Annotated in this window: 17 protein-coding genes, 1 tRNA gene, 1 other RNA gene and 1 pseudogene; 13 read left to right on the top strand and 7 right to left on the bottom strand. The window is 44.0% G+C overall.

Translation table 11 applies throughout. From position 1 onward, the window contains the following. Positions 1-111: 111 nt before the first annotated feature. Positions 112-182, bottom strand: a tRNA-Cys gene (locus FZ954_RS07285). Positions 183-457: 275 nt separating this feature from the next. Between FZ954_RS07285 and rpsB the strand changes: the two genes are divergently transcribed. Next, the gene (gene rpsB, locus FZ954_RS07280) at positions 458-1,240 is read left to right on the top strand and encodes a 30S ribosomal protein S2 (RefSeq protein WP_015605907.1); all 783 of its coding nucleotides are present in this window, start codon (positions 458-460) and stop codon (positions 1,238-1,240) included. An 81-nt stretch (positions 1,241-1,321) separates the two neighbouring features. Beyond that, positions 1,322-2,365: a translation elongation factor Ts gene (gene tsf / locus FZ954_RS07275; RefSeq protein ID WP_005591546.1), complete on the top strand. Its 1,044-nt coding sequence runs from the start codon at positions 1,322-1,324 to the stop codon at positions 2,363-2,365. A gap of 83 nt (positions 2,366-2,448) precedes the next feature. On the opposite strand, the gene FZ954_RS07270 is transcribed toward tsf, so the two are convergent. Continuing rightward, complete coding sequence (locus FZ954_RS07270) at positions 2,449-3,138, bottom strand: VIT family protein (protein WP_148877880.1); 690 nt, start codon at positions 3,136-3,138, stop codon at positions 2,449-2,451. A gap of 178 nt (positions 3,139-3,316) precedes the next feature. Next, positions 3,317-5,818, bottom strand: a complete 2,502-nt coding sequence (leuS, locus tag FZ954_RS07265) for a leucine--tRNA ligase (RefSeq protein WP_148877886.1) — start codon at positions 5,816-5,818, stop codon at positions 3,317-3,319. A gap of 208 nt (positions 5,819-6,026) precedes the next feature. On the opposite strand from leuS, the pseudogene FZ954_RS07260 reads away from it, so the two are divergent. Further along, positions 6,027-6,664: pseudogene (locus FZ954_RS07260) on the top strand (potassium channel family protein). Positions 6,665-6,735: 71 nt separating this feature from the next. Here the strand turns inward: FZ954_RS07260 and FZ954_RS07255 are convergent. Continuing rightward, positions 6,736-8,628 (bottom strand): M13 family metallopeptidase, encoded by a 1,893-nt coding sequence (locus tag FZ954_RS07255; protein ID WP_148877879.1) that lies wholly within the window; start codon positions 8,626-8,628, stop codon positions 6,736-6,738. Between the two features lie 148 nt (positions 8,629-8,776). Here FZ954_RS07255 and FZ954_RS07250 point away from each other — a divergent pair, with 148 nt between their 5' ends. From FZ954_RS07250 to tpx, 4 genes are all read left to right on the top strand, one after another. Then, positions 8,777-9,496, top strand: coding sequence for a metal ABC transporter ATP-binding protein (locus tag FZ954_RS07250; RefSeq protein WP_148877878.1), 720 nt, complete (start codon positions 8,777-8,779; stop codon positions 9,494-9,496). A 1-nt stretch (position 9,497) separates the two neighbouring features. Next, positions 9,498-10,334 (top strand): metal ABC transporter permease subunit, encoded by an 837-nt coding sequence (locus tag FZ954_RS07245; RefSeq protein WP_048792133.1) that lies wholly within the window; start codon positions 9,498-9,500, stop codon positions 10,332-10,334. Between the two features lie 21 nt (positions 10,335-10,355). Beyond that, positions 10,356-11,288 (top strand): metal ABC transporter substrate-binding lipoprotein/adhesin ScbA, encoded by a 933-nt coding sequence (gene scbA, locus FZ954_RS07240; RefSeq protein WP_148877876.1) that lies wholly within the window; start codon positions 10,356-10,358, stop codon positions 11,286-11,288. Positions 11,289-11,439: 151 nt separating this feature from the next. Beyond that, positions 11,440-11,931: a thiol peroxidase gene (gene tpx / locus FZ954_RS07235; protein WP_048766040.1), complete on the top strand. Its 492-nt coding sequence runs from the start codon at positions 11,440-11,442 to the stop codon at positions 11,929-11,931. A 151-nt stretch (positions 11,932-12,082) separates the two neighbouring features. Here tpx and FZ954_RS07230 read toward each other — a convergent pair whose 3' ends face one another. The 3 genes from FZ954_RS07230 to gshAB form a co-directional block, all read right to left on the bottom strand. Next, positions 12,083-13,339: a toxic anion resistance protein gene (locus tag FZ954_RS07230; RefSeq protein ID WP_148877875.1), complete on the bottom strand. Its 1,257-nt coding sequence runs from the start codon at positions 13,337-13,339 to the stop codon at positions 12,083-12,085. A gap of 24 nt (positions 13,340-13,363) precedes the next feature. Then, entirely contained in the window at positions 13,364-14,209 is an 846-nt protein-coding gene (locus FZ954_RS07225; RefSeq protein WP_148877874.1) for a hypothetical protein, read from the bottom strand. Positions 14,210-14,441: 232 nt separating this feature from the next. Further along, on the bottom strand, positions 14,442-16,694 hold the full coding sequence (gene gshAB / locus FZ954_RS07220) for a bifunctional glutamate--cysteine ligase GshA/glutathione synthetase GshB (protein ID WP_187423343.1): 2,253 nt from the start codon (positions 16,692-16,694) through the stop codon (positions 14,442-14,444). A 302-nt stretch (positions 16,695-16,996) separates the two neighbouring features. On the opposite strand from gshAB, the gene FZ954_RS07215 reads away from it, so the two are divergent. The 6 genes from FZ954_RS07215 (at position 16,997) to FZ954_RS07180 (ending at position 22,585) form a co-directional block, all read left to right on the top strand. Further along, a complete protein-coding gene (locus FZ954_RS07215) occupies positions 16,997-18,289 on the top strand; it encodes an adenylosuccinate synthase (RefSeq protein WP_148877872.1) in 1,293 nt (430 codons plus the stop codon). A 213-nt stretch (positions 18,290-18,502) separates the two neighbouring features. Further along, positions 18,503-19,159: an HAD family hydrolase gene (locus FZ954_RS07200; protein WP_148877871.1), complete on the top strand. Its 657-nt coding sequence runs from the start codon at positions 18,503-18,505 to the stop codon at positions 19,157-19,159. Between the two features lie 182 nt (positions 19,160-19,341). Continuing rightward, positions 19,342-19,809, top strand: a complete 468-nt coding sequence (gene tadA, locus FZ954_RS07195) for a tRNA adenosine(34) deaminase TadA (RefSeq protein WP_185758380.1) — start codon at positions 19,342-19,344, stop codon at positions 19,807-19,809. Positions 19,810-19,841: 32 nt separating this feature from the next. Next, positions 19,842-19,940: signal recognition particle sRNA small type (ffs, locus tag FZ954_RS07190), an RNA gene on the top strand. A gap of 310 nt (positions 19,941-20,250) precedes the next feature. Beyond that, positions 20,251-21,600, top strand: coding sequence for a glucose-6-phosphate isomerase (locus tag FZ954_RS07185; protein ID WP_125372637.1), 1,350 nt, complete (start codon positions 20,251-20,253; stop codon positions 21,598-21,600). A gap of 184 nt (positions 21,601-21,784) precedes the next feature. After that, on the top strand, positions 21,785-22,585 hold the full coding sequence (locus FZ954_RS07180; RefSeq protein ID WP_125372636.1) for an SDR family oxidoreductase: 801 nt from the start codon (positions 21,785-21,787) through the stop codon (positions 22,583-22,585). Positions 22,586-22,598 lie beyond the last annotated feature (13 nt).

Raw genomic sequence — 22,598 nt, 5'->3', positions numbered from 1 at the left:
TCCGCCCCAAAATATTTTTAAAGTTAGTCTGGTTTAACCTAACAGAAAATCAAAAAAGCCCGATTTCACGGGCTTTTCATTAGGTTGATTCCTGATAAGTCAGGTATTGAAAGGCGGTAGACGGATTTGAACCGACGATCAAGCTTTTGCAGAGCCGTGCCTTACCACTTGGCTATACCGCCACAACTCTTACTATTCTACCTTAAAATGGCCTGTTCGTCAAGAGCCTGACCCGACTTAAGTGAGAATTTCTTGAAGGATGGCTAGCAGATGGGCCGAATCAAAGCGAGAAAATAGTGTCCAAAGACTTGTCAAAAGCTAGAAAATTTGATATGATAGTAGATGCCGTTTAAACGGCAGAAATACTCATTTTAGATGAATTGTGGAGCCGTTGCCGATCGGTAGCTCTGCGAGCTGAAATCTAAGAGAGGAAAAAAACAAAAAGGAGAATTTACTCATGGCAGTAATTTCAATGAAACAACTTCTTGAGGCTGGTGTTCACTTTGGTCACCAAACTCGTCGCTGGAACCCTAAGATGGCTAAGTACATCTTCACTGAGCGTAATGGTATCCACGTTATCGACCTTCAACAAACTGTAAAATACGCAGATCAAGCTTACGACTTCATGCGTGATGCAGCTGCAAACGATGCAGTTATCTTGTTTGTTGGTACTAAAAAGCAAGCTGCTGAAGCTGTAAAAGAAGAAGCAGAACGTGCTGGTCAATACTACATCAACCACCGTTGGTTGGGTGGAACTCTTACAAACTGGACAACTATCCAAAAACGTGTTGCTCGTTTGAAAGAAATCAAACGTATGGAAGAAGAAGGAATCTTCGAAGTTCTTCCTAAGAAGGAAGTAGCACTTTTGAACAAACAACGTGCTCGTCTTGAAAAATTCTTGGGTGGTATCGAAGATATGCCTCGCATCCCAGATGTAATGTACATCGTTGACCCTCATAAAGAGCAAATCGCTGTTAAGGAAGCTAAGAAACTTGGTATTCCAGTAGTTGCGATGGTTGACACAAACACTGATCCAGACGATATCGATGTGATTATCCCTGCTAACGACGACGCTATCCGTGCTGTTAAATTGATCACTGCGAAAATGGCTGATGCTGTTATCGAAGGCCGTCAAGGTGAGGACGCTGTAGCGACTGTTGAAGCAGAATTTGCTGCAACTGAAACTCAAGCAGACTCAATCGAAGAAATCGTTGAAGTTGTAGAAGGCGACAACGCATAATTTTCATAAGTCAATTAACCTAAAGGGGCGGGGCTCAGCCCAGCCCCTTTATTTAAAAATAGTAAACATAGGAGAAGAAAAATGGCAGAAATTACAGCTAAGCTTGTAAAAGAATTGCGCGAAAAATCTGGTGCTGGTGTCATGGACGCTAAGAAAGCATTGGTTGAAACTGATGGTGACATCGAAAAAGCGATTGAATTGCTTCGCGAAAAAGGTATGGCAAAAGCAGCTAAGAAGGCTGACCGTGTTGCCGCTGAAGGTTTGACAGGCGTTTATGTGGATGGTAACGTTGCAGCTATCGTTGAAGTCAATGCTGAAACTGACTTTGTTGCGAAAAACGCTCAATTTGTTGAATTGGTAAATGCTACTGCAAAAGTAATCGCAGAAGGCAAGCCAGCTAACAACGAAGAAGCATTTGCATTGACAATGCCTTCAGGTGAAACTCTTGAAGCTGCATATGTATCTGCAACTGCAACTATCGGAGAAAAAATCTCATTCCGTCGTTTTGCTTTGGTTGAAAAGACTGATGCTCAACACTTTGGTGCTTACCAACACAACGGTGGTCGTATCGGTGTTGTCTCAGTGATTGATGGTGGCGATGACGCTCTTGCGAAACAAATTTCTATGCATATCGCTGCGATGAAACCAACTGTTCTTTCATACAAAGAATTGGATGAGCAATTTGTTAAAGATGAATTGGCACAATTGAACCACGCGATCGATCAAGACAATGAAAGCCGCGCTATGGTTGACAAGCCAGCACTTCCACACTTGAAATATGGTTCAAAAGCTCAGTTGACTGACGAAGTGATTGCACAAGCTGAAGCTGACATCAAAGCTGAATTGGCTGCTGAAGGCAAACCAGAAAAAATCTGGGATAAAATCATCCCAGGTAAAATGGATCGCTTCTTACTTGACAACACTAAAGTTGACCAAGCTTACACACTTCTTGCACAAGTGTACATCATGGATGACAGCAAGACAGTTGAAGCTTACCTTGAATCAGTGAATGCTTCAGTAGTTGAGTTTGTTCGCTTTGAAGTTGGTGAAGGTATTGAAAAAGCAGCTAACGACTTCGAATCAGAAGTTGCAGCAACAATGGCAGCTGCTCTTGGCCAAAACTAATCTAAGTTTATAACAAAAAAAGATTGAAGAGAAATCATTTCTTTTCAATCTTTTTTATTATGCTGGTCTGAATAGCTCTTCTTTTAAATTGAGAAGAACTGGCCTAGGAGATAGGTGACAGCCATGGTCAAAAGTCCGATAGTGAGGTTACGGATCATGGCATTTTTAATGGGTGCCTGTCCCAATTTTGCACTGGTATAGCCGGTTCCCAAGAGAGAAAGAGCTACAACAAGGACGGTCGCTGGAATCCTATAGGCAGCCGGAAGCAGAACGATGGTCAGCATAGGAAAGATTGCACCTATGGCAAAGGCTAGAAAGCTGGATATAGCTGCATGCCAAGGATTAGTGAACTCTTCGACCTCAATGCCGTACTTTTCCTCGACCAAGGCCTTGAGCGGATCCTGCAAGAAGGCGCGATTGGTCAAGAGTTGGGCAGAAGTCTCGCACTCACCGTTTTGGACGTAGGAGGCGTAGAGCGACTGTCTAGCAATATCTGGATTCTTTTCTAAGAGTTCTCGCTCTCTAGCCACTGCAGCCTCCTCAGTGTCCTTCTGAGTGGAGACGGATACGTACTCCCCGCCTGCCATAGAAAAGGCGCCAGCAAAGACAGCAGCCAGACCAGATAGAAAGATAATCCAAACATCTTCCGTCGCACTGGCCACTCCGATGACCACCCCTGCGATAGAAATAATACCGTCGTTGGCCCCCAAAACCCCAGCCCGCAAAATATTCAGGCGTCCGCTAAAATTTTTGTCAATCTTATGTTCTTCCATTCTAAAACTTTTCTCTTTTCTTTTTATTTGTAATGATTATAAATAAAAAGAATAAGGATAGCGAGTGAAAGTAGGAAAATGAGAAAAGTCCGACGATTTAAGGGAAAATTCTTATCAAAAAAGGGCCGTTTTAAACGACTCCTTTCTTTGTAATCACGATAATGTTGTAGCCAACTGATTATTTCACCACGATATTAACCAGTTTATTCGGCACACTAATGACTTTCACGACTTCTTTACCAGCGATTTCAGACTTAATTTTCTCATCTGCCAGAGCGATTTCCTGCAGTTCCTCGCGGCTCAGGTCCTTGGCTACGACTAGCTTAGCACGAACTTTGCCCTTGATTTGAACTACGATTTCGACCTCTGCCTCGACCAGTTTGCTTTCGTCATAAGTTGGCCAAGCTACATAGGAAATGCTCTCGCCAGTTTGAGCTACTGCCTGCCAGAGTTCTTCAGCCAAGTGCGGTGCAAAAGGCGCCAGCAATTGGATAAAGCCTTTGGCATATTCGACATAGAGCTTCTCTTCCTTGTTGGCTGCATTGACAAAGATCATGAGCTGGGCAATGGCTGTGTTAAACTTGAGCTCCTCAATCTGGTCTGTGACAGACTTGACTGTTTCGTGGTAGACCTTGTCGAGTGCTCCGCTATTTTCCGCAACGATTTCTTTACTTGTGATCAAACGATAGACACGATCTAGGAACTTGCGGCTGCCTTCCAGACCTTCCTCGCTCCAAGCGATGGATGCATCTAATGGTCCCATGAACATTTCATAAACACGAAGGGTATCGGCGCCGTATTGTTCCACCACATCGTCTGGGTTGACCACATTCTTGAGGGACTTAGACATCTTAGCAGGCGCTTGCTCTAGTTCTTCTCCCGTTTCGATGTTGAAGAAGGAACCATCGCGTTTTTCCACCTTATCTGTCGCTACAAGAGCACCGCGGTGGTCACGGTAGCTAGTCCCCAAGATCATTCCTTGGTTAAAGAGTTTTTGGAAAGGCTCTTTTGTTGGAACGACACCGAGGTCATAAAGGAATTTATGCCAGAAGCGAGCATAGAGGAGATGGAGCACAGCGTGCTCTGCGCCGCCGATGTAAATATCAACAGGAAGCCAAGCCTTGAGCAGGTCTTCGTCTGCTAACTTCTCATTATTGTGCGGGTCAATGTAACGCAGGTAATACCAGCTAGAACCTGCCCATTGCGGCATGGTGTTGGTTTCGCGGCGTCCTTTGACACCGTCTTCGCGAGTCACTTCCAGCCAGTCAGTCAGATTGGCCAGAGGGCTTTCACCGGTACCAGAAGGACGGATATCCTTGGTTACAGGCAAGACAAGTGGCAGTTCATTTTCAGGGACAGCTGTTGAAGTGCCATCTTCCCAATGAATGATTGGAATTGGCTCACCCCAGTAGCGTTGACGGCTAAAGAGCCAGTCACGCAGGCGATAGGTGACTTTTTCATTTCCGACACCTTCCGCTTCTAGCCAAGAAACCATCTTATCAATCGCGGCAGCCTTGTCCAAGCCATCTAGGAAGCCAGAGTTAATATGCGGACCGTCTTCTGTGTAAGCAGCTTCAGCAACATTGCCACCCTCTAGAACCGGAATAATCTCTAAATCAAACTGCTTAGCAAACTCCCAGTCGCGCTCATCGTGCGCAGGAACGGCCATGATAGCCCCTGTTCCGTAGCTTGCAAGCACATAGTCGGCAATCCAGATTGGGATTTCCTTGCCATTGACAGGATTGATGGCATAAGCTCCTGTCCATACCCCGGTCTTCTCCTTAGCCAAATCAGTCCGAGCCAGGTCAGATTTGAGGCTGGCTGCATGTTTGTAGTCTGCAACTGCTTGGGCTTGTTCTGCACTTGTAATAGCGTCTACCAGTGCATGCTCTGGAGCCAAAACAGCATAGGTCGCACCAAAAAGGGTGTCCGGACGAGTCGTAAAGACGGTAAAGTCCTTGTCAGTGTCCTTAATCTTGAAGGTTACATTGGCACCGATTGACTTCCCGATCCAGTTGCGCTGCATATCCTTGATAGACTCTGGCCAGTCCAGCTCCTCCAAGTCATTGAGCAAACGTTCTGCATAGGCTGTGATTTTCAGCATCCACTGGCGCATAGGCTTGCGGACGACTGGATAGCCACCACGCTCAGATGTGCCATCTGGCAGAACTTCTTCGTTAGCGATAGCAGTTCCCAGCTCTTCCACCCAGTTTACTGGGACTTCAGCTTCATAAGCCAGGCCTTTTTCATAAAGCTTGGTGAAAATCCACTGGGTCCACTTGTAGTAGTTGGGGTCAGTTGTATTGACTTCCCGATCCCAGTCGTAAGAAAAACCAAGCGCATTGATTTGGCGTTTGAAGTTGGCAATGTTTTCTGCTGTAAAGTCAGCCGGGTCATTGCCTGTATCCATAGCGTACTGCTCGGCTGGCAGTCCAAAGGCATCCCAACCCATTGGGTGAAGGACATTGTAGCCTTGGGCGCGCTTGTAACGACTGAGGATATCCGTCGCTGTATAGCCTTCTGGGTGTCCTACGTGCAGACCAGCTCCTGATGGATAAGGGAACATATCCAGCGCATAAAAGTTAGGTTTGTCCTTGTCCGTACCTGTCTTAAATGTATGGTGCTCAGCCCAGTATTTCTGCCACTTGGGCTCGATTTCTTTGTGATTGTAAGTTGCCATAATCATTTACTCTCCAACGATCTTTTCTGTGTTCTAAACACGTTTCTATCTATTATACCATTTTCAAGGGATTTTGAAAGTAACCGACGAAGGAGAATGAAGAAAATCTTTGCGGATTGACCTTGACTTATTTTTAAAAACAGATAGAATGAAAGCAAGTTTAAAAAAGTGATGTTGAGGATGACAAGAAAGATTTTATTTCAGATTATTGAGCCCCATCAAAAAGGAAAATGCGATTGAAAAAGCCTATGATGTGCTTATGTTCCTGACTATTATTGTCAGCCTGATCCCCCTGACCACCAAGAGTCACACCGGAATCTTCATGTGGTTGGATTTTGTGTCAACGATTATTTTTATTATTGACTATATCCTTCGGCTTCTAACGGCTGATTATAAATTGGGAAAGGGGAAGCTTTCTTTTTTCCTCTATCCTTTTATCTTTCTGGCGCTGGCTGATTTGCTCTGCATTTTACCTTCCTTTTTTTGTTGAATAATAGTTTGCGGCTCTTTAAGTTTATTCGCTATTCTAAAAATATCCAAATATTGACCAATGTCTTAAAAAAGCAGAAGGACAGTTTGATGATCGTGGGTCTTTTGGCTCTCGGCTATATCTTTATCTCTGCCCTTATCATTTTTAATGTCGAAGCTAGCACATTTCCTAATTTTTTTGACGCCCTCTACTGGGCGACCATCTCCTTGACGACGGTTGGCTATGGTGATATTTACGCAGTTTCAACGACTGGAAAAATTATTACCATGATTTCTTCCTTTTTATGAATCGCCATTGTGGCTCTGCCCGCTGGTATCATCACAGCCGGTTATATGAAAGAAATCAAAGAACTATAAAAACCTGTTTGGGAAGGCTCTAATGCCTTCCCAAACAGGTTTTTTGATTGATTAAATATTATTAAAGTCGCTTACCAAATCACTACCCGTTCTTCTGGACTGCGCCACATACCGTCTCCTTCTTGGACATCAAAGGTCGTAAAGAAGTCGTCAAAGTTAGGTAGCTGGACATTGGTCCGAAGTTTAGCGGGCGCATGGACATCGACGCTGGCTAGAAGCTTCATGTACTCTTCGCGTCCCTTCATCCGCCAGATGCGGGCAAAGTTGGTGAAGAATTCCTCCGCAGAGAAATCGTCTTCTTTCTTGGCTGCTTCGAGAGCCGCTGCAATACCACCTAAGTCCGCCACATTTTCTGAAACAGTCAGCTTGCCATTGACCTTGGCACCGTAAGAATCTAGACCTTCGAACTGGTCAATGACTTTCTGAGTCCGCTCAGTAAAGGCTTGGTAGTCATGCTCCGTCCACCAGTTGTTGAGGCTGCCGTTTTCATCAAAGGAAGCGCCGTTGGTATCAAAGGCATGGGAAATCTCATGGGCAATAACCGCACCGATACCACCATAATTGGCTGAAGAGGACTGGTGCAGGTCATAGAATGGTGCCTGCAGGATAGCCGCTGGAAAGACAATCAGGTTTTTCTGAGGATTATAGTAGGCATTGACCATGTGGGCTGGCATTCCCCATTCTTTGTAATCCACTGGCTGGTTCCACTTGCTCCAACCATGCTTGATTTCCACTTGTCGCAGCTTTTGAGCATTTTCGAAGAGGCTGAGATTTTCATCCACAATCTTGTCTGCGTAGCGCTCAGGCAACTCCTCTGGGTAGCCGATATAAGGCTTGATGACATTGAGTTTGACAATGGCCTTGTCCCGAGTTTCTGGTGTCAGCCAGTCATTGCCTGCGAGGCGTTCCTTGTAGACTTGGATCATGTTGGCTACTTTTTGCTCCACATCGGCCTTGGCTTCAGGGGAGAATTTTTGTCCAGCATACCAGAGTCCGATGGCTTGATTGAAAGGCGCTTGAGCTAGGTAAAAGGCAGCTTTTTTCTTGTCTTGCGCCTGAGGTGTTCCAGATAGGGCGCGACGGTAAGCGCCTGCTAGGACACGGATTTCGTCAGTCAAGTAGGCTTCAGCTGACGCGATAGCATTAAAGATAAGCACGGCCTTGAGCAGGGGCCAAGTCTCTTCGCAGTAGAATTGGTTGGCAGCTTGCCAGAAACGCTCCTCAGGTACGATAATCTGGTCAGGAATTTGCCCGATGAGTTGGGTGAAGATCGCATCTAAAGGTAGATTCGGTGCTAAGGCTTTGAAATTTTCCCACTTGTAAGGGTGGTAAAGCTTGGCATATTCTGAACTTTCCTCCCGTGACAGAACGACTTTGGCAATTCGAGCATCCAGTTCTAAAACCTTATCCAGCAAATCTTGAATTTCTTCTGCTGAAAATTCGAATTTTTGCAGCAAAGCTTCGGAAGATTCGCGCCATTTTTTTAAGAGCTTATCCTTTTGAGGATGCTCATCGGCATAGTAGGTTGTGTCTGGGAGAATAGTACCTGGTGCCTCTGCCCAAAGGACATTGATACGGGCGTCCATAAAGTCAGGCGCCACGCCAAAGGGAAAGAAATTGGGCTTGCCAGCCAGCTCAAACTCGGCAATCTTTGTGGTAAATTCTGCAAAGGAGTTGAGTGCTTGGTATTCCGCAATCAAAGGCAAAACAGGCTTGATACCGAGTGCTTCCCGCTTGTCATAGTCAGCTGCTAAACGATGGTACTTGATAAAGTTTTGCAAAATAGCATCGTCAGGGACTTCCTCACCCCGCAACCATTGATCAGTAGTGGAGAGCATCAGCTTTTCAATCTCATCTGACAGATCTGTGAAGCCACCGGTGACAGGCTTGTCATCTGGGATAACGGCCGTTTTGGCCCATTCGCCATTAATGGCGTCATAAAAATCATCTTGTAAACGTGTCATGTTTTTCTCACTTTCCTGCTTTTGATATAACCTTATCAAAATTAGCTCCTTTTTTCAAATATTTCTTATATTGATTTTAAGGATTTTTCGAAAATTAACTTGACTTAATTTTCATTTTAATGTATATTAAAACAAAAGAGGTATAACAATGATTGAAATGAAAAATTTAAGTGTCAGTTATCAAGGACAGCTGGCCTTAGAACCAACTTCTTTAACAATAAAAGGACCAACTATCACAGGAATTATCGGACCAAACGGGGCTGGAAAGTCAACTCTCATAAAGGGTATGTTAGGAATTGTTGAGAGTGAGGGGCAGACCTTTCTGGATACAAAACCCATGAAGCTAGAATTAAGCAAGATTGCTTATGTGGAGCAGAAAATTCACATTGATTATAATTTTCCTATCAAGGTCAAGGAGTGTGTGTCTCTGGGTTTATATCCTAAGATCAAGCTTTTTCAACGCCTCAAAGCCTCTGACTGGGAAAAGGTTGCTCGGGCTTTGAAAATCGTTGGTTTAGAAGATTTTGCTGAGCGGCAGATTAGCCAGTTGTCTGGTGGGCAATTTCAACGGGTCTTGATTGCCCGTTGCTTGGTTCAGGAGGCGGACTATATTTTCCTAGATGAGCCTTTTGTTGGGATTGACTCGGTCAGCGAAGAGATTATTATGAAAACACTCCGTCAGCTAAGAAAAGACGGGAAGACGATTTTGATTGTCCACCATGACTTGAGCAAGGTGGTCGCTTATTTTGATCAGGTCTTGCTACTTAACAAAAAAGTCGTCGCTTTCGGATCAACTGAGAGCACCTTCACCAAAGAAAATATGCAGAAGACCTACGGCTCTCAGCTCTTTATGAATGGAGGTGCCTAGGATGATTCAGGAATTTATTCAAGGCTTACATGACTTTCATTTCCTGCAAAATGCTTTGATTACAGCCATTGTGATTGGAGTGGTGGCCGGTGCCGTTGGATGCTTTATCATTCTGCGGGGCATGTCACTCATGGGGGATGCCATCTCTCACGCGGTGCTGCCCGGTGTGGCCCTGTCTTATATTTTGGGGATTAATTTCTTCATCGGTGCCATTACCTTTGGCTTACTAGCTTCCATTATTATCACTTACATCAAGGGCAATTCTATTATCAAAAGTGACACGGCTATCGGAATTACTTTTTCTTCCTTCCTGGCTCTGGGGATCATTTTGATTAGCGTTGCCAAGAGTTCGACCGATCTTTTCCATATTCTCTTTGGGAATATCTTGGCGGTGCAAGACCTTGATATGTGGATTAGTATCGGTGTGGGTATCTTGGTGCTGCTGGTTATTACTATGTTCTTCAAGCAGCTTTTGCTGACGTCCTTTGACCCGCTCTTAGCCCAAGCTATGGGAATGAAGGTGAATTTTTACCACTATTTACTGATGATTCTATTGACTCTGGTATCTGTCACAGCCATGCAAAGTGTCGGAACGATTCTGATCGTGGCCATGCTGATTACACCAGCTGCGACAGCCTATCTCTATGCCAAGAGTCTCAAGACCATGATTTTATTGTCATCTGCCTTGGGGGCTGGTGCATCTGTTTTAGGTCTCTTCATCGGTTATAGTTTTAATGTTGCAGCAGGTTCTAGTATCGTTCTAACCTCTGCCCTGATCTTTTTGGTTTCATTTTTTATCGCACCAAAACAGCGGTATTTAAAAAGAAAAGTAAAATAATATATTTATGGAGGATTTCCAATGAAAAAATGTCGTTTCTTAGTTCTGCTTTTGCTGGCTTTTGTCGGCCTAGCAGCCTGCTCTAGTCAAAAAAGCAGTACCGATACTGGTTCTTCAAAATTGAATGTTGTTGCGACCAACTCGATTATTGCGGATATTACAAAGAATATCGCTGGCGATAAGATCAATTTGCACAGTATCGTACCTGTTGGGCAAGACCCGCACGAATACGAGCCCCTACCTGAAGATGTCAAAAAGACTTCCCAAGCGGATCTGATCTTCTACAATGGGATCAACCTTGAAACAGGTGGTAATGCTTGGTTCACAAAATTAGTAGAAAATGCTAAGAAGAAAGAAAACAAGGACTATTATGCTGTCAGCGAAGGTGTGGACGTGATTTACTTGGAAGGCCAAAGTGAAAAAGGGAAAGAAGACCCTCATGCTTGGCTCAACTTGGAAAATGGGATTATCTATGCGAAAAACATTGCCAAGCGTTTGAGCGAAAAGGATCCAGCTAACAAAGAAACTTACGAGAAAAATCTTAAGGCTTATGTGGAAAAATTGAGCGCTTTGGACAAGGAAGCCAAAGAGAAATTCAACAACATTCCTGAAGAAAAGAAAATGATTGTAACCAGCGAAGGTTGCTTCAAGTACTTCTCTAAGGCCTACAATGTGCCATCAGCCTATATTTGGGAAATCAACACTGAAGAAGAAGGGACTCCAGACCAAATTAAAAGCTTGGTTGAAAAACTTCGTAAGACCAAAGTGCCATCACTCTTTGTGGAATCAAGTGTAGACGACCGTCCGATGAAGACCGTTTCTAAAGACACCAACATTCCGATCTACGCTAAAATCTTCACTGACTCAATCGCTGATAAAGGCGAAGAGGGTGATAGCTACTACAGCATGATGAAATACAACTTAGAAAAGATCGCAGAAGGTCTGTCTAAATAATAATAAGAGGTTGGGAAGACAAAATCCTGACCTCTTTATTTCTGAAGGACAAGCTTCACATGGAGTAGCTCTCAAATTTTCGGTCAAATTATTCGAAAAAAATCACTATTCGCAGTACAATGGAGCTATCAAACATGAATGGAGACTTCCTATGACAACTTTTCTCGGAAATCCCGTAACCTTTACGGGCCAACAACTGCAAGTCGGCGACACAGCCCACGATTTTAGCCTGACAGCTACTGACCTTTCAAAGAAAACCTTGGCTGATTTTGCTGGCAAAAAGAAAGTTCTCAGCATCGTGCCGTCTATCGATACTGGCGTTTGTTCAACTCAGACCCGTCGTTTCAATCAAGAACTCTCTGACTTGGACAATACCGTTGTTATCACGGTTTCAGTTGACTTACCTTTTGCTCAAGGCAAATGGTGTGCTGCTGAAGGCATCGAAAATGCCGTCATGCTATCTGACTACTTCGACCATTCTTTCGGTCGCGACTATGCTGTCCTCATCAATGAATGGCACCTGTTAGCCCGTGCAGTCCTTGTCTTGGACGAAAACAACACTGTGACCTATGCTGAATATGTAGATAACATCAACACCGAGCCAGATTATGATGCAGCCATTGCGGCAGTCAAAAGTCTGTAAAGAACGATACTTTTCAAAAAATACACTCAATTCTTCATAAGAGTTGAGTGTATTTTTGTCGTCTTGACTAAAAATTTTGGAAAATACAAAAAGACAAACATCAGTTTTGACGTTTGTCTACGAGTTGAAAGAGTCTGGATGGCTCTTTTGCTTATTCTGAAGTTAATTCTTTCTGGGCTTCCTTGCCTTGATCCAGCAGGGCTTGGATAATCTTTTGATCACGCAGTTTGACAGAGTTGTTGATAGTTTCTGCGGATTGGATGACCGCCGCTTCTAGCAGAGCGCGTTTTTCCCGTCCTTTATCAATGGCTTCGATAATGCCTTGGTTTTGAGCAACGAGGCTTTCTGCTAGCTTAGTTACAGACTCAACAGCGATAGTAGGGCTTTGGGAAATCCGTTCCAGCTGAGGAATGACTTCCTTGCTGGTTTCAGCGAGCATTTGCAGGGCAGCGTTATTCGCATTAGAGATAGCGTCAGCTACCTGACCGGACTTCATCGATTGCTGGAGAATACCTAACTGGGCAATAGATAGTTTCATAGTTGGAATGGTATTGCGACGGAGCATTCCAAGTTTTTGGCGCATATCAGAGGAAACCTTGACCAGATTACGCATTTGAGGCGTTGTCGCCCAAGCCACATAAAGACGGCTGACATATTCAGTGTGTTGCTGCTCTAAGGTATTGACCACCTCTGTCATTCGGGCTAATTCCTGCGATTTGACTTGATAGTCAACGGTTGTCATATCTAGCTGAGCAACTTCAGCCTGCAGCTTGAGCGCCCGATTACCAGCTTCTTGCTGAGCAGCTTCGATAAAGGAAATAACTCCGACTAGGTTTTCAATCGATTTGGTATTGTCCTCAATCAGCATTTCAGCAGAAACGATGTTGCGAGCCAGAACATCTTCTTGTTTGACGACCGTTGCAGCCATACCGTCCATTTTCTGCTCAATATTTTGTGAGTCGAAATAGAATTCTTGAAGAGTGTTTTTGCTCTGTTTGAAGAGTTTTTCCAGGAAATTAGGCTTCTTGTCTAGTTCCGCTACTTGAGCATCCTTGTATTTTGCGACAAAGCCATTGAGTTCTTTGTTGGTGTTTTTTAAGAGCTCATCTACCTGAGGAATCTGCAATTTTTTCTGCTCGGCTAAGATACGATTGACAGTGCTATTGACTTCTTCGACAGCAGATTGACCAAAGTCCAGCAAGGCATTCTGGTCTGATACGAAATTATCCACTAGCTGAGGGGCTTTAGCCGTAATCGCACTCTGTTGTTCAGGAGTCAGCTTTTCCAGAAAAGTTAGCTGGCCATTTCCTTGAGTCGTGTTGGCCTCGATGATTTCCGTTGTTTTATCGCTTTTGCTGATGGCATTGTTGGCAATTTTATCAATGTCAAAATTAAATTCTTGGCTCATAGTTTCTCCTTTGGTTTATCTAGCTTAAAAGCCGGTGTCTGTTTGCTTTTCTTTGTCTAGGATACGCAGGCTGATGTCAAAATCCCTCAAATCAGCTTCATTTAATTGGCGCAGCGCCTCGTCTAGGTCTAAGTCAAACTGCTCGATAGCTGCTTTGGCTTTGGCTAGCCGCTCCTCTGCATTGTAAAAATCTTTGGGAGACGCTTTGATTTTGAGGTAGCCTTCTAAAATATCTTCGTAGTGCTCCATCTGGGACTGATGAATGGCAGTCAGTTCTTCCTTGTTGTTGCTTTCGGATTGAGAGATTTTTTGAAGAATGGCCTCGTGGTCAATCTGAATATTGCGAACCGTAGCGACCAATTCTGGGGCTAGCTCTTCTAGACTCGTTTTCTTTGGCTGCGCTTCCTTTTGCATTTTCTCTCGTTCAATCTTTTGCAGTTGTTTATCAATTTCCTCGGTTACAGTAGTAATTTTAGTCTGAATGCGCTGGTAGACAGAGGCAGGAATTTCATCTCGCAATTCCTTAGCAACGTTTTTGATATAGGTGAGTTGGGGAAGAACTTGCAGAGCTAAATCATGGTAATCTTCCTTCTTGCCGTATTCTTGGTAGCTTTCTAATTCTTTAATACGGCGGTCAGCCTGCCCAATCTCTGCCTTTAAATCTTCAATACGGCCAATGCTGGCTTGTTTAGCTTCAATACGAACTCTTTTCTGTCTTTGGTAGCGATAGATTCCGTAGCCAACACCTCCTAAAATAGCAATGGGGATCAGATAGCTGGCTATCACTCCAGAACCAAAAATAATTGCAAGTATCCAAATCCAGCTAAACCATTCCGGCTGCTGGTTAGAATAATTCTTTCTTCTCGACATGAACCTTTCTCTTTCTTCTCAATGTGATATTTCTATTTTAACATAAAAGCTGAATTTTGAAGGATAAAGAGTGCAATGATTTTATATATTTAGACGTGTTTTTAGATTTGCTGAGAATGCTTGCCTCATCAAGAAAGAGCTTTGCTTTCTTTTCTGAAAGCAAGCCCGTTAAAGATTGTGAATCCCGACCTGCAAGCAAAAATCGCAGGGTATTCCTTGCGATTCTTATTGCTTAGTCCATTTCTGGGAAAAGTTTGGCCAGTATTTTAGGAGTGATACTTTGCCCCGGCCCCTCAGCGCAATAGGTGTGCATATACATAGAGGGATTGAAATTAAGCTCGATGCAGGTGCAGGTGGGATTTTCCTTGGTGGAAATAGCAGAGCTGTCAGGGATGATTAGGTCAACGCCACAAGCCCAAGCTCCCATAGCCTTTGCCATGTCTGCAGCGAGTTTTTTATAAGATGGGTGCATGCTGTCTGTGACGTCAATCGAGTCTCCGCCAGTAGAAATATTGGAATTGCGCCGCAAGTCGACCTTGACACCAGCAGGCAAGATGTCATCTGGTCTATAGCCTTGCTGGTCCAGCATGAGCAACTCAATGTCTCCCAGTTCAATGATTTCGAGCGGTGAACGATGGTCGCGCCCGCGCAGGGGATTGTCATTTTTGATGGCAACTAATTCTCTCACGGTATGTTGACCGTCTCCGACGACATTAGCTGCCACGCGCAAGAGGACTGCCTCACATTGACCGTCTAAGACAAAGAAGCGGTATTCCGTTCCAGCGATAAATTCCTCCACCAAGACGGCGGCGTCTTCTGAAAAAGCAATCTCCAGAGCCTTGCGATAAGATTCCAGACTAGCCGGTTCTTGGAAGATAGAGATGCCCAGTCCGAAGTTGGTTGACTTAGGTTTGACAACAATTTGTCGGTCTTTAATCAAAGGATAGTAGGCCAGTCCCTCTTCGAGAGAAGAAAACTCTGCCCCAGTCGGAACGGGAAAATCAGCTGCTGCCAAAATCTTTTTGGTGACCGTTTTATTGGCCATGGCCAGCGGGATGACATAGTTATCCTTAGAGGTCATATTGCCATTCTTGACATACTCCACATGCTGACCATGCCAGAGCTTGAGAAATTGGTCATTTTCATCTAAGATCTCGAGATGGAGGCCTTTCTGGAGAGCGTCAAATATCAGCATTTGAGTGGAAAGTTCCATACTTTCATACCCCTTGAGGGCGTAGGGTGCAGTCCAGGCGTAAGCTCGATATTCCCGTGCTTTTGCAAGTCCAAATGTTGATAGGGAATTCTTCTCAATATGAGGCAATAATTGGCCTGCCAGAGTCAGCTTGGGCTCGGCCAGCGTAGCTCTGACTTGTGCTAGCAATTGACGGTAGGCGTCAGGGAGATTGAAATGTTGAATAACATGTTCCATAGCTTGGAGAATAGCAGAGCTGTCGGCCTCTGCGGGTAGAGGAGTCAAGGGGTGAGCCAGCGCAACAGCATCGTTGAGAGCATAGGTGGCTTGTAGCTGTGCATCGCTATCTGTCAGGTCATCCAGCCACAACAGGCCCAAGAGAAAGAGATGGACTGTGTCCAAGGTTTCCTGACTGATGCCCAAGACATCAAATGGATTGAGGTCGAAACAGCGCAGTTCCAAGTAAGTAATGCCTTGTTCTAGGTAATTTCGATTTCGTTTTTGACCGCGAAAGCGCACAGGTGAGTAAAATTCCTTTTCTGCACTTAAGTCGCCAGACTTGACATAAGCCTCGATATCTGAGACATAGCTTTCCAGCGAGCGAAATGACACATGAACATGCTCCTCATTGACATAGCCATAATGGCTATTGCGGAGTGAACGGACAGGAGCCTCAACCGCCTCATCGTAAAAGCCAGCTTCTGCCAGCGGAGCCGCACCATAAAGATAGGTCAAGAACCAGCGGAAACGGAGGAAATTGCGAGCTAATTTGAGATAGAGGGCATTTTTGAAATCCTTGAAGGAAGAAAAGTCGCTAGCCTCAAAGAGAGCCGTCATCAAATCTTTTCCTAACTCGATATTGTAATGAATGCCGGAAATGGTCTGGAGCCGTTTGCCGTATTTTTCTGCTAAACCTTGACGATAATGGAGTTCGTAGGCATTTTCGAGGTGGGCAATCTCAATCTCGTCTTCTCGGAGTTGGGGAGGCATTGACAAGGGCCACATGAGTTCATCTTGGGGAATGGAGCGTCCAGCTACATCGGTGATGGCACCCAGCAGGCGACGAGCCTCCTGAGTTGAAGAGGAAATGGGCGTAATCAATTCGAGCTGTTGCTCGCTAAAATCCGTCTGGATATAGGGATGAAAACTCCGAGAGCCCAAAGAGCTGGGATGGGGAGTTGATGCCAGTGTCCCTGCCTCTGTCACGCGTAGGGATTCTCTTTCCAGTCCAAAAGTCGCCTGTAAGATCGGGCTGGCAGGGTCTAGCTTTTCGAGTAAACGATCAATAGTCATCATGTTTTTCCGTCCTTAGTATAGTACTTTCAGTCTATTATAAAAAAGGCCAGAAAACAACTATTCACTACGTTTTTGATGAATTCCCGAACTTTTATTTCCATTTGTTGGATATATTTCGTGAAAATGGAAAAATCCAAAAAGAATTATTCGCTTTCAAAAGTGAAAATCCAAATTTAAAAGATACCTGATCTTGAAAAAAATTCAAAATTTTCTTATAATAAAGTGTAAGATACGTTTGCAGGTGAAACTCCTGCCTTGTAGATTAAGAAAGGAAGAGCTCTTGTGGCTCAGACGAAATTATGACATCAGTTGTTGTTGTAGGAACCCAATGGGGAGATGAAGGAAAAGGGAAAATTACGGATTTCCTTTCGGCCAATGCTGAAGTGATTGCCCGCTACCAAGGTGGTGACAATGCTGGACATACGATTGTGATTGACGGGAAAAAATATAAATTGCACTTGATTCCGTCAGGAATTTTCTTCCCAGAAAAGATCTCAGTGATCGGAAATGGGATGGTGGTCAATCCTAAATCTCTGGTCAAGGAGTTGGCTTATCTGCACCAAGAAGGTGTTACCACAGATAATTTACGCATTTCAGACCGTGCCCATGTCATCCTGCCTTACCATATCGAGCTGGATCGCCTGCAAGAGGAAGCTAAAGGCGACAATAAAATCGGAACGACGATCAAGGGAATCGGCCCTGCCTACATGGACAAGGCTGCGCGTGTTGGTATCCGTATCGCTGATCTCTTGGATAAAGACATTTTCAGAGAGCGCTTGGAGCGGAATCTTGCTGAGAAAAACCGCCTCTTTGAGAAATTGTACGATAGCCAAGCGATGAGCGTTGACGATATTTTTGAAGAATATTATGAATACGGTCAGCAAATCAAGCAGTATGTGACTGACACATCTGTCATCCTCAATGATGCTCTGGATCAAGGCAAGCGTGTCCTTTTTGAAGGGGCTCAAGGCGTCATGCTGGATATTGACCAAGGTACCTATCCATTTGTAACCTCGTCTAATCCAGTTGCTGGTGGGGTGACGATTGGTTCTGGTGTTGGTCCAAGCAAGATTGACAAGGTAGTTGGTGTCTGCAAGGCCTATACGAGCCGTGTCGGTGATGGACCGTTCCCAACAGAGCTTTTTGATAAAGTGGGCGAGCGTATCCGCGAAGTGGGTCATGAATATGGTACAACGACTGGTCGTCCGCGTCGTGTGGGCTGGTTTGACTCCGTTGTGATGCGCCACAGTCGCCGCGTATCAGGAATTACCAACCTTTCTCTCAACTCCATTGACGTTTTGAGTGGTCTAGATACAGTCAAAATCTGTGTAGCCTACGATTTGGATGGGGAGCGAATCGACCATTATCCAGCAAGTTTGGAGCAACTCAAGCGCTGCAAGCCAATCTATGAAGAATTGCCAGGTTGGTCAGAAGATATCACTGGTGTCCGCAGTCTAGAAGACCTACCAGAAAATGCCCGCAATTATGTTCGCCGTGTCAGCGAACTGGTTGGAGTCCGCATTTCGACCTTCTCAGTCGGACCAGGTCGTGAGCAAACCAATATCTTGGAAAGTGTTTGGTCTAGTTTATAAGCAAATGAAGACAGAGATTGGGACAGAAATCGGTAATTCGTTAGAATTCGATTTCGTCGTCCCACCTCCGCACAGTTGAGTAGGGCTGTAAAAGCTGATGAAATCAGCGTAGTAGAGCCCACTCAACCACTGCGTCTTACTCGACAATCCAAAGACAATTGAGAGGCTAGGACTTTTGTCCCAGCCTCTTTTTGAAAGCAGAAAGAGGAAAAAATGTATCAAACGATTTTATTTGACCTAGACGGCACCTTGACCAATTCAGAACTAGGGATTACCAACTCGGTGGCCTACGCCTTAGGAAAATATGGGATTCAAGTGCCAAACAAGAAAGCCTTAAGAGTCTTCATCGGTCCGCCCTTGCAGGAGTCTTTTGAGCGCTTTTATGGATTTTCTAAGGAAGAATGTTTAAAGGCCATTGACTACTATCATGAGTACTTTTCCGAAAAAGGCCTTTATGAAAATGAGGTCTACCCAGGCGTTCCTGACTTGCTGGCTTCTCTCAAGCAGGCTGGCAAACAGTTGATTGTAGCTACGTCAAAACCTGAAGAATTTTCCATTCAAATTCTCAAGCATTTTGGTTTGTATGATTATTTTGATTTTGTCGCTGGTGCGACCATGGACAGAAAACGTAGTAAAAAAAGCGATGTTATCCAGTATGCCTTAGAGCAAAATGAGATTACAGATTTGACGCATACCATCATGATTGGAGACAGGGAGCACGATGTGCTTGGCGCTCAGGCGCAAAAGCTTGATTCTATCGGCGTCCTTTATGGCTTTGGTAGCAGGGAAGAATTGGAAGAAGCCGGAGCCACTTATATTGCCCAAGAAGTTAGCGATATTGCTAAAATCATCAATATTCAAAAAGCTTAAGCTTTATTTAAGATAGGCCAGCTATACTAGAAGCATAAACAAAGACCTCCTAACTTTGTTTAAACCTCCTAAACTTTTTCATAATAATCTCCCATAAGAGTCGCCCAATCGGCGGCTTTTTTTGTGAGTCCTAAGCTGCCTGTGGTATAATGAACACAGAGAATCAAAGGAAGAGGGAAGAGATGGATTACACGATAGAGGAAAAAGAAATATTTATGAGGGAGGCGCTGAAGGAGGCAGAGATTGCCCTCGCCAATGATGAAATACCGATTGGTTGTGTCTTGGTCAAGGATGGTCAGATTATCGGACGCGGGCATAATGCGCGTGAGGAGCTGCAGCGGGCGGTCATGCATGCGGAAGTCATGGCCATTGAGGAGGCCAATCAGCAGGAGAATAGCTGGCGCCTGCTAGATACGACGCTTTTTGTCACGATTGAGCCCTGCGTCATGTGTAGCGGAGCTATCGGTCTGGCTCGCATTCCCAAGGTTATCTATGGGGCGAAAAACCAGAAATTTGGGGCTGGAGGTAGTCTTTACGACATCCTGACGGATGAGCGCTTGAATCATCGTGTAGAGGTTGAAAGTGGCCTTTTAGAAGAAGAATGTGCGGCGATTATGCAGAACTTTTTCAGAAATCGCAGGAAAAAGTAAAGAAAATTAGCCAAAAAAGAAAGTTTGTGTTATACTAATTAATGGAGCAACAGTTCTGCGTGAAGCGGGTCAGGGGAGGAATCCAGCAGCCCTAAGCGATTTGAACTGTGTGCTCTTTTCTATTGCTCTTGATGAATCAAGCCTAAAAGGTGTAGATGAATATTGGAGCAGTGAATCTAGTTTGAACGGACCTGAAATGAATTCAGCTGACATCCAATCTTAAGAAGCATATTGGTTTTCTTGTCAATCAAAATTGTTCTTCTCAATAGGCCTAAAATTTGTTGACTTGCGCAAACGATTGCTCTCAGTTATGTCCTAGGGTTAGCTTATTTGGAAAAATAGTATAGAATAAAAAATGTAAACGTTTTAAAACAGTAAAAGTACTTGCTTATTTTTTCTTAAAGCGTTATCATAAAAGAAAAGAACAATTGGAGGATAAACATGACACATATTAAATTTGACTATTCAAAGGTACTGGATAAGTTTGTAGCACCACATGAATTAGATTATATGCAGCCTCAAGTGACTGCAGCAGATAATGCTCTACGAAACGGAACAGGTCCTGGAGCAGAAATGACAGGCTGGTTGAATTTGCCTGAAGAATATGATAAAGATGAATTTGCTCGTATTCAAAAGGCGGCTGCTAAAATCCAATCTGATAGTGAAGTGTTAATTGTCATCGGTATTGGAGGATCTTATTTAGGGGCACGTGCAGCGATTGATTTCTTGAATAATTCTTTTGTAAATCTACAAAGCAAGGAAGAACGTAAGGCACCTCAAATCCTCTATGCTGGTAATTCTATCTCTTCAAGCTATTTGGCTGATTTGGTAGATTATGTATCAGACAAAGATTTCTCTGTCAACGTTATTTCTAAGTCAGGAACAACTACAGAGCCTGCTATTGCTTTCCGTGTCTTCAAAGAACTCTTGGCTAAGAAGTATGGTCAGGAAGAAGCAAATAAACGGATTTATGCAACTACAGACCGCGCTAAAGGTGCAGTTAAGGTTGAAGCAGATGCTAATGGCTGGGATACTTTTGTAGTGCCTGATAGTGTTGGTGGTCGTTTTACAGTATTGACAGCAGTGGGACTCTTGCCAATCGCAGCTGCAGGGGCTGATATCAGCAAGTTGATGGAAGGAGCAAATGCTGCTCGCAAGGCTTATGCTTCTGATAAGTTGGCTGAAAATGAAGCATATCAATATGCAGTTGTACGCAATATCTTGTACCGTAAAGGTTATCTGACAGAAGTTCTAGCTAACTACGAACCATCTTTGCAATACTTCTCAGAATGGTGGAAGCAACTGGCTGGTGAGTCAGAAGGTAAAGACCAAAAAGGTATCTACCCAACTTCAGCCAACTTCTCAACAGATCTGCACTCTTTGGGGCAATTTATTCAAGAAGGAACTCGTATCCTCTTTGAAACAGTTATTCGTGTAGATAAGCCTCGCAAAAATGTGTTGATTCCTGAATTAGCAGAAGACTTGGATGGCCTTGGCTATCTGCAAGGAAAAGATGTTGACTTTGTCAATAAGAAAGCAACAGATGGAGTGCTGTTAGCTCACACAGACGGCGGAGTGCCAAATATGTTTGTGACCCTGCCTGAGCAAGATGAGTTCACTTTGGGCTATACTATTTACTTCTTTGAGTTAGCTATTGCTCTTTCTGGCTACCTGAATGGTATCAATCCATTTGATCAGCCTGGAGTTGAGGCTTATAAGAAAAACATGTTTGCTCTTCTTGGGAAACCAGGCTTTGAAGAGCTGGGTGCTGAGTTGAATGCACGCCTTTGATTCTCATATGCTTTGAGTTCATTCAGGATATAAAAAGATCCACAGGTTCATTTCTTGTGGATTTTTTAGTACAAGCCTCTTAATTAGTTTATTATTTTTTTGAACAGTGTAAAAAAGAGTGTCTTAATTCTTTTATGAAAGCGCTGTATAATTGCCTTGTAAATAAAATTTGAGAGGTATCAAAATGAATGATTGGTTAGACATTAAAGGCAAAACAGTTCTTGTGACGGGTGCGTCATCTGGGATTGGTGAGGCAATCGTCGAAGAATTGTTGGAATTAGGAGTCAATGTAGCGAATTTTGATCTTAGCGACAACGATTTACGTCACCCGAATCTATTATTTGTAAAAGTTGATGTAACTTCTCGCTCTGAAGTAGAAGAGGGTGTTGCCAAAATAGTTGAAAGATTTGGCAATATTGATGCGGTAGTCAATAATGCAGGGATTAATGTTCCTAGATTATTAATTGATGCAGAAAATCCTAAAGGTCCTTACGAGTTAGACGATGAAACGTTTGAAAAAGTAACAATGATTAACCAAAAAGGTCTGTATTTGGTTAGTCAGGCAGTAGGCCGGATTCTGGTTCAAAACGGAAAAGGTGTAATTGTGAACATGGCTTCAGAAGCAGGCTTGGAAGGTTCTGAAGGACAAAGTGCCTATGCTGCAACGAAAGCGGCAGTCTATAGTTACACTCGTTCATGGGCGAAAGAGCTTGGTAAACATGGTGTACGTGTGGTTGGAATTGCTCCAGGAATTATGGAAGCTACGGGACTTCGAACTCTTTCTTATGAGGAAGCTCTTGCTTATACTCGTGGAAAGACGGTAGAAGATATTCGAGCTGGTTATGCTTCAACTTCAACGACTCCATTGGGACGGAGTGGGAAACTACGGGAAGTAGCTGATCTTGTAGCGTTCTATATTTCAGACCGTTCTAGCTATATAACAGGTGTCACTACAAATATTGCCGGAGGTAAAACTCGCGGTTAAAACAATGAAGGTA

It is taken from the genome of Streptococcus sp. Marseille-P7375, from assembly GCF_902460365.1.
In the GTDB taxonomy this organism is placed as follows: Bacteria; Bacillota; Bacilli; order Lactobacillales; family Streptococcaceae; genus Streptococcus; species Streptococcus cristatus_I.
Note: the sequence above shows the minus strand (reverse complement) of the source record. Positions and strands in the feature narration are given on the sequence as shown.

Bases quoted from the DNA above. Each gene is read 5' to 3' on its own strand.
- gshAB (WP_187423343.1), bottom strand. From the start codon at position 16,694: ATGACTATTGATCGTTTACTCGAAAAGCTAGACCCTGCCAGCCCGATC.
- FZ954_RS07215 (WP_148877872.1), top strand. From the start codon at position 16,997: ATGACATCAGTTGTTGTTGTAGGAACCCAATGGGGAGATGAAGGAAAA.
- FZ954_RS07200 (WP_148877871.1), top strand. From the start codon at position 18,503: ATGTATCAAACGATTTTATTTGACCTAGACGGCACCTTGACCAATTCA.
- tadA (WP_185758380.1), top strand. From the start codon at position 19,342: ATGGATTACACGATAGAGGAAAAAGAAATATTTATGAGGGAGGCGCTG.
- leuS (WP_148877886.1), bottom strand. From the start codon at position 5,818: ATGGCAACTTACAATCACAAAGAAATCGAGCCCAAGTGGCAGAAATAC.
- tsf (WP_005591546.1), top strand. From the start codon at position 1,322: ATGGCAGAAATTACAGCTAAGCTTGTAAAAGAATTGCGCGAAAAATCT.
- FZ954_RS07255 (WP_148877879.1), bottom strand. From the start codon at position 8,628: ATGACACGTTTACAAGATGATTTTTATGACGCCATTAATGGCGAATGG.
- FZ954_RS07185 (WP_125372637.1), top strand. From the start codon at position 20,251: ATGACACATATTAAATTTGACTATTCAAAGGTACTGGATAAGTTTGTA.
- tpx (WP_048766040.1), top strand. From the start codon at position 11,440: ATGACAACTTTTCTCGGAAATCCCGTAACCTTTACGGGCCAACAACTG.
- FZ954_RS07245 (WP_048792133.1), top strand. From the start codon at position 9,498: ATGATTCAGGAATTTATTCAAGGCTTACATGACTTTCATTTCCTGCAA.
- scbA (WP_148877876.1), top strand. From the start codon at position 10,356: ATGAAAAAATGTCGTTTCTTAGTTCTGCTTTTGCTGGCTTTTGTCGGC.
- FZ954_RS07230 (WP_148877875.1), bottom strand. From the start codon at position 13,339: ATGAGCCAAGAATTTAATTTTGACATTGATAAAATTGCCAACAATGCC.
- FZ954_RS07180 (WP_125372636.1), top strand. From the start codon at position 21,785: ATGAATGATTGGTTAGACATTAAAGGCAAAACAGTTCTTGTGACGGGT.
- FZ954_RS07270 (WP_148877880.1), bottom strand. From the start codon at position 3,138: ATGGAAGAACATAAGATTGACAAAAATTTTAGCGGACGCCTGAATATT.
- FZ954_RS07225 (WP_148877874.1), bottom strand. From the start codon at position 14,209: ATGTCGAGAAGAAAGAATTATTCTAACCAGCAGCCGGAATGGTTTAGC.
- rpsB (WP_015605907.1), top strand. From the start codon at position 458: ATGGCAGTAATTTCAATGAAACAACTTCTTGAGGCTGGTGTTCACTTT.
- FZ954_RS07250 (WP_148877878.1), top strand. From the start codon at position 8,777: ATGATTGAAATGAAAAATTTAAGTGTCAGTTATCAAGGACAGCTGGCC.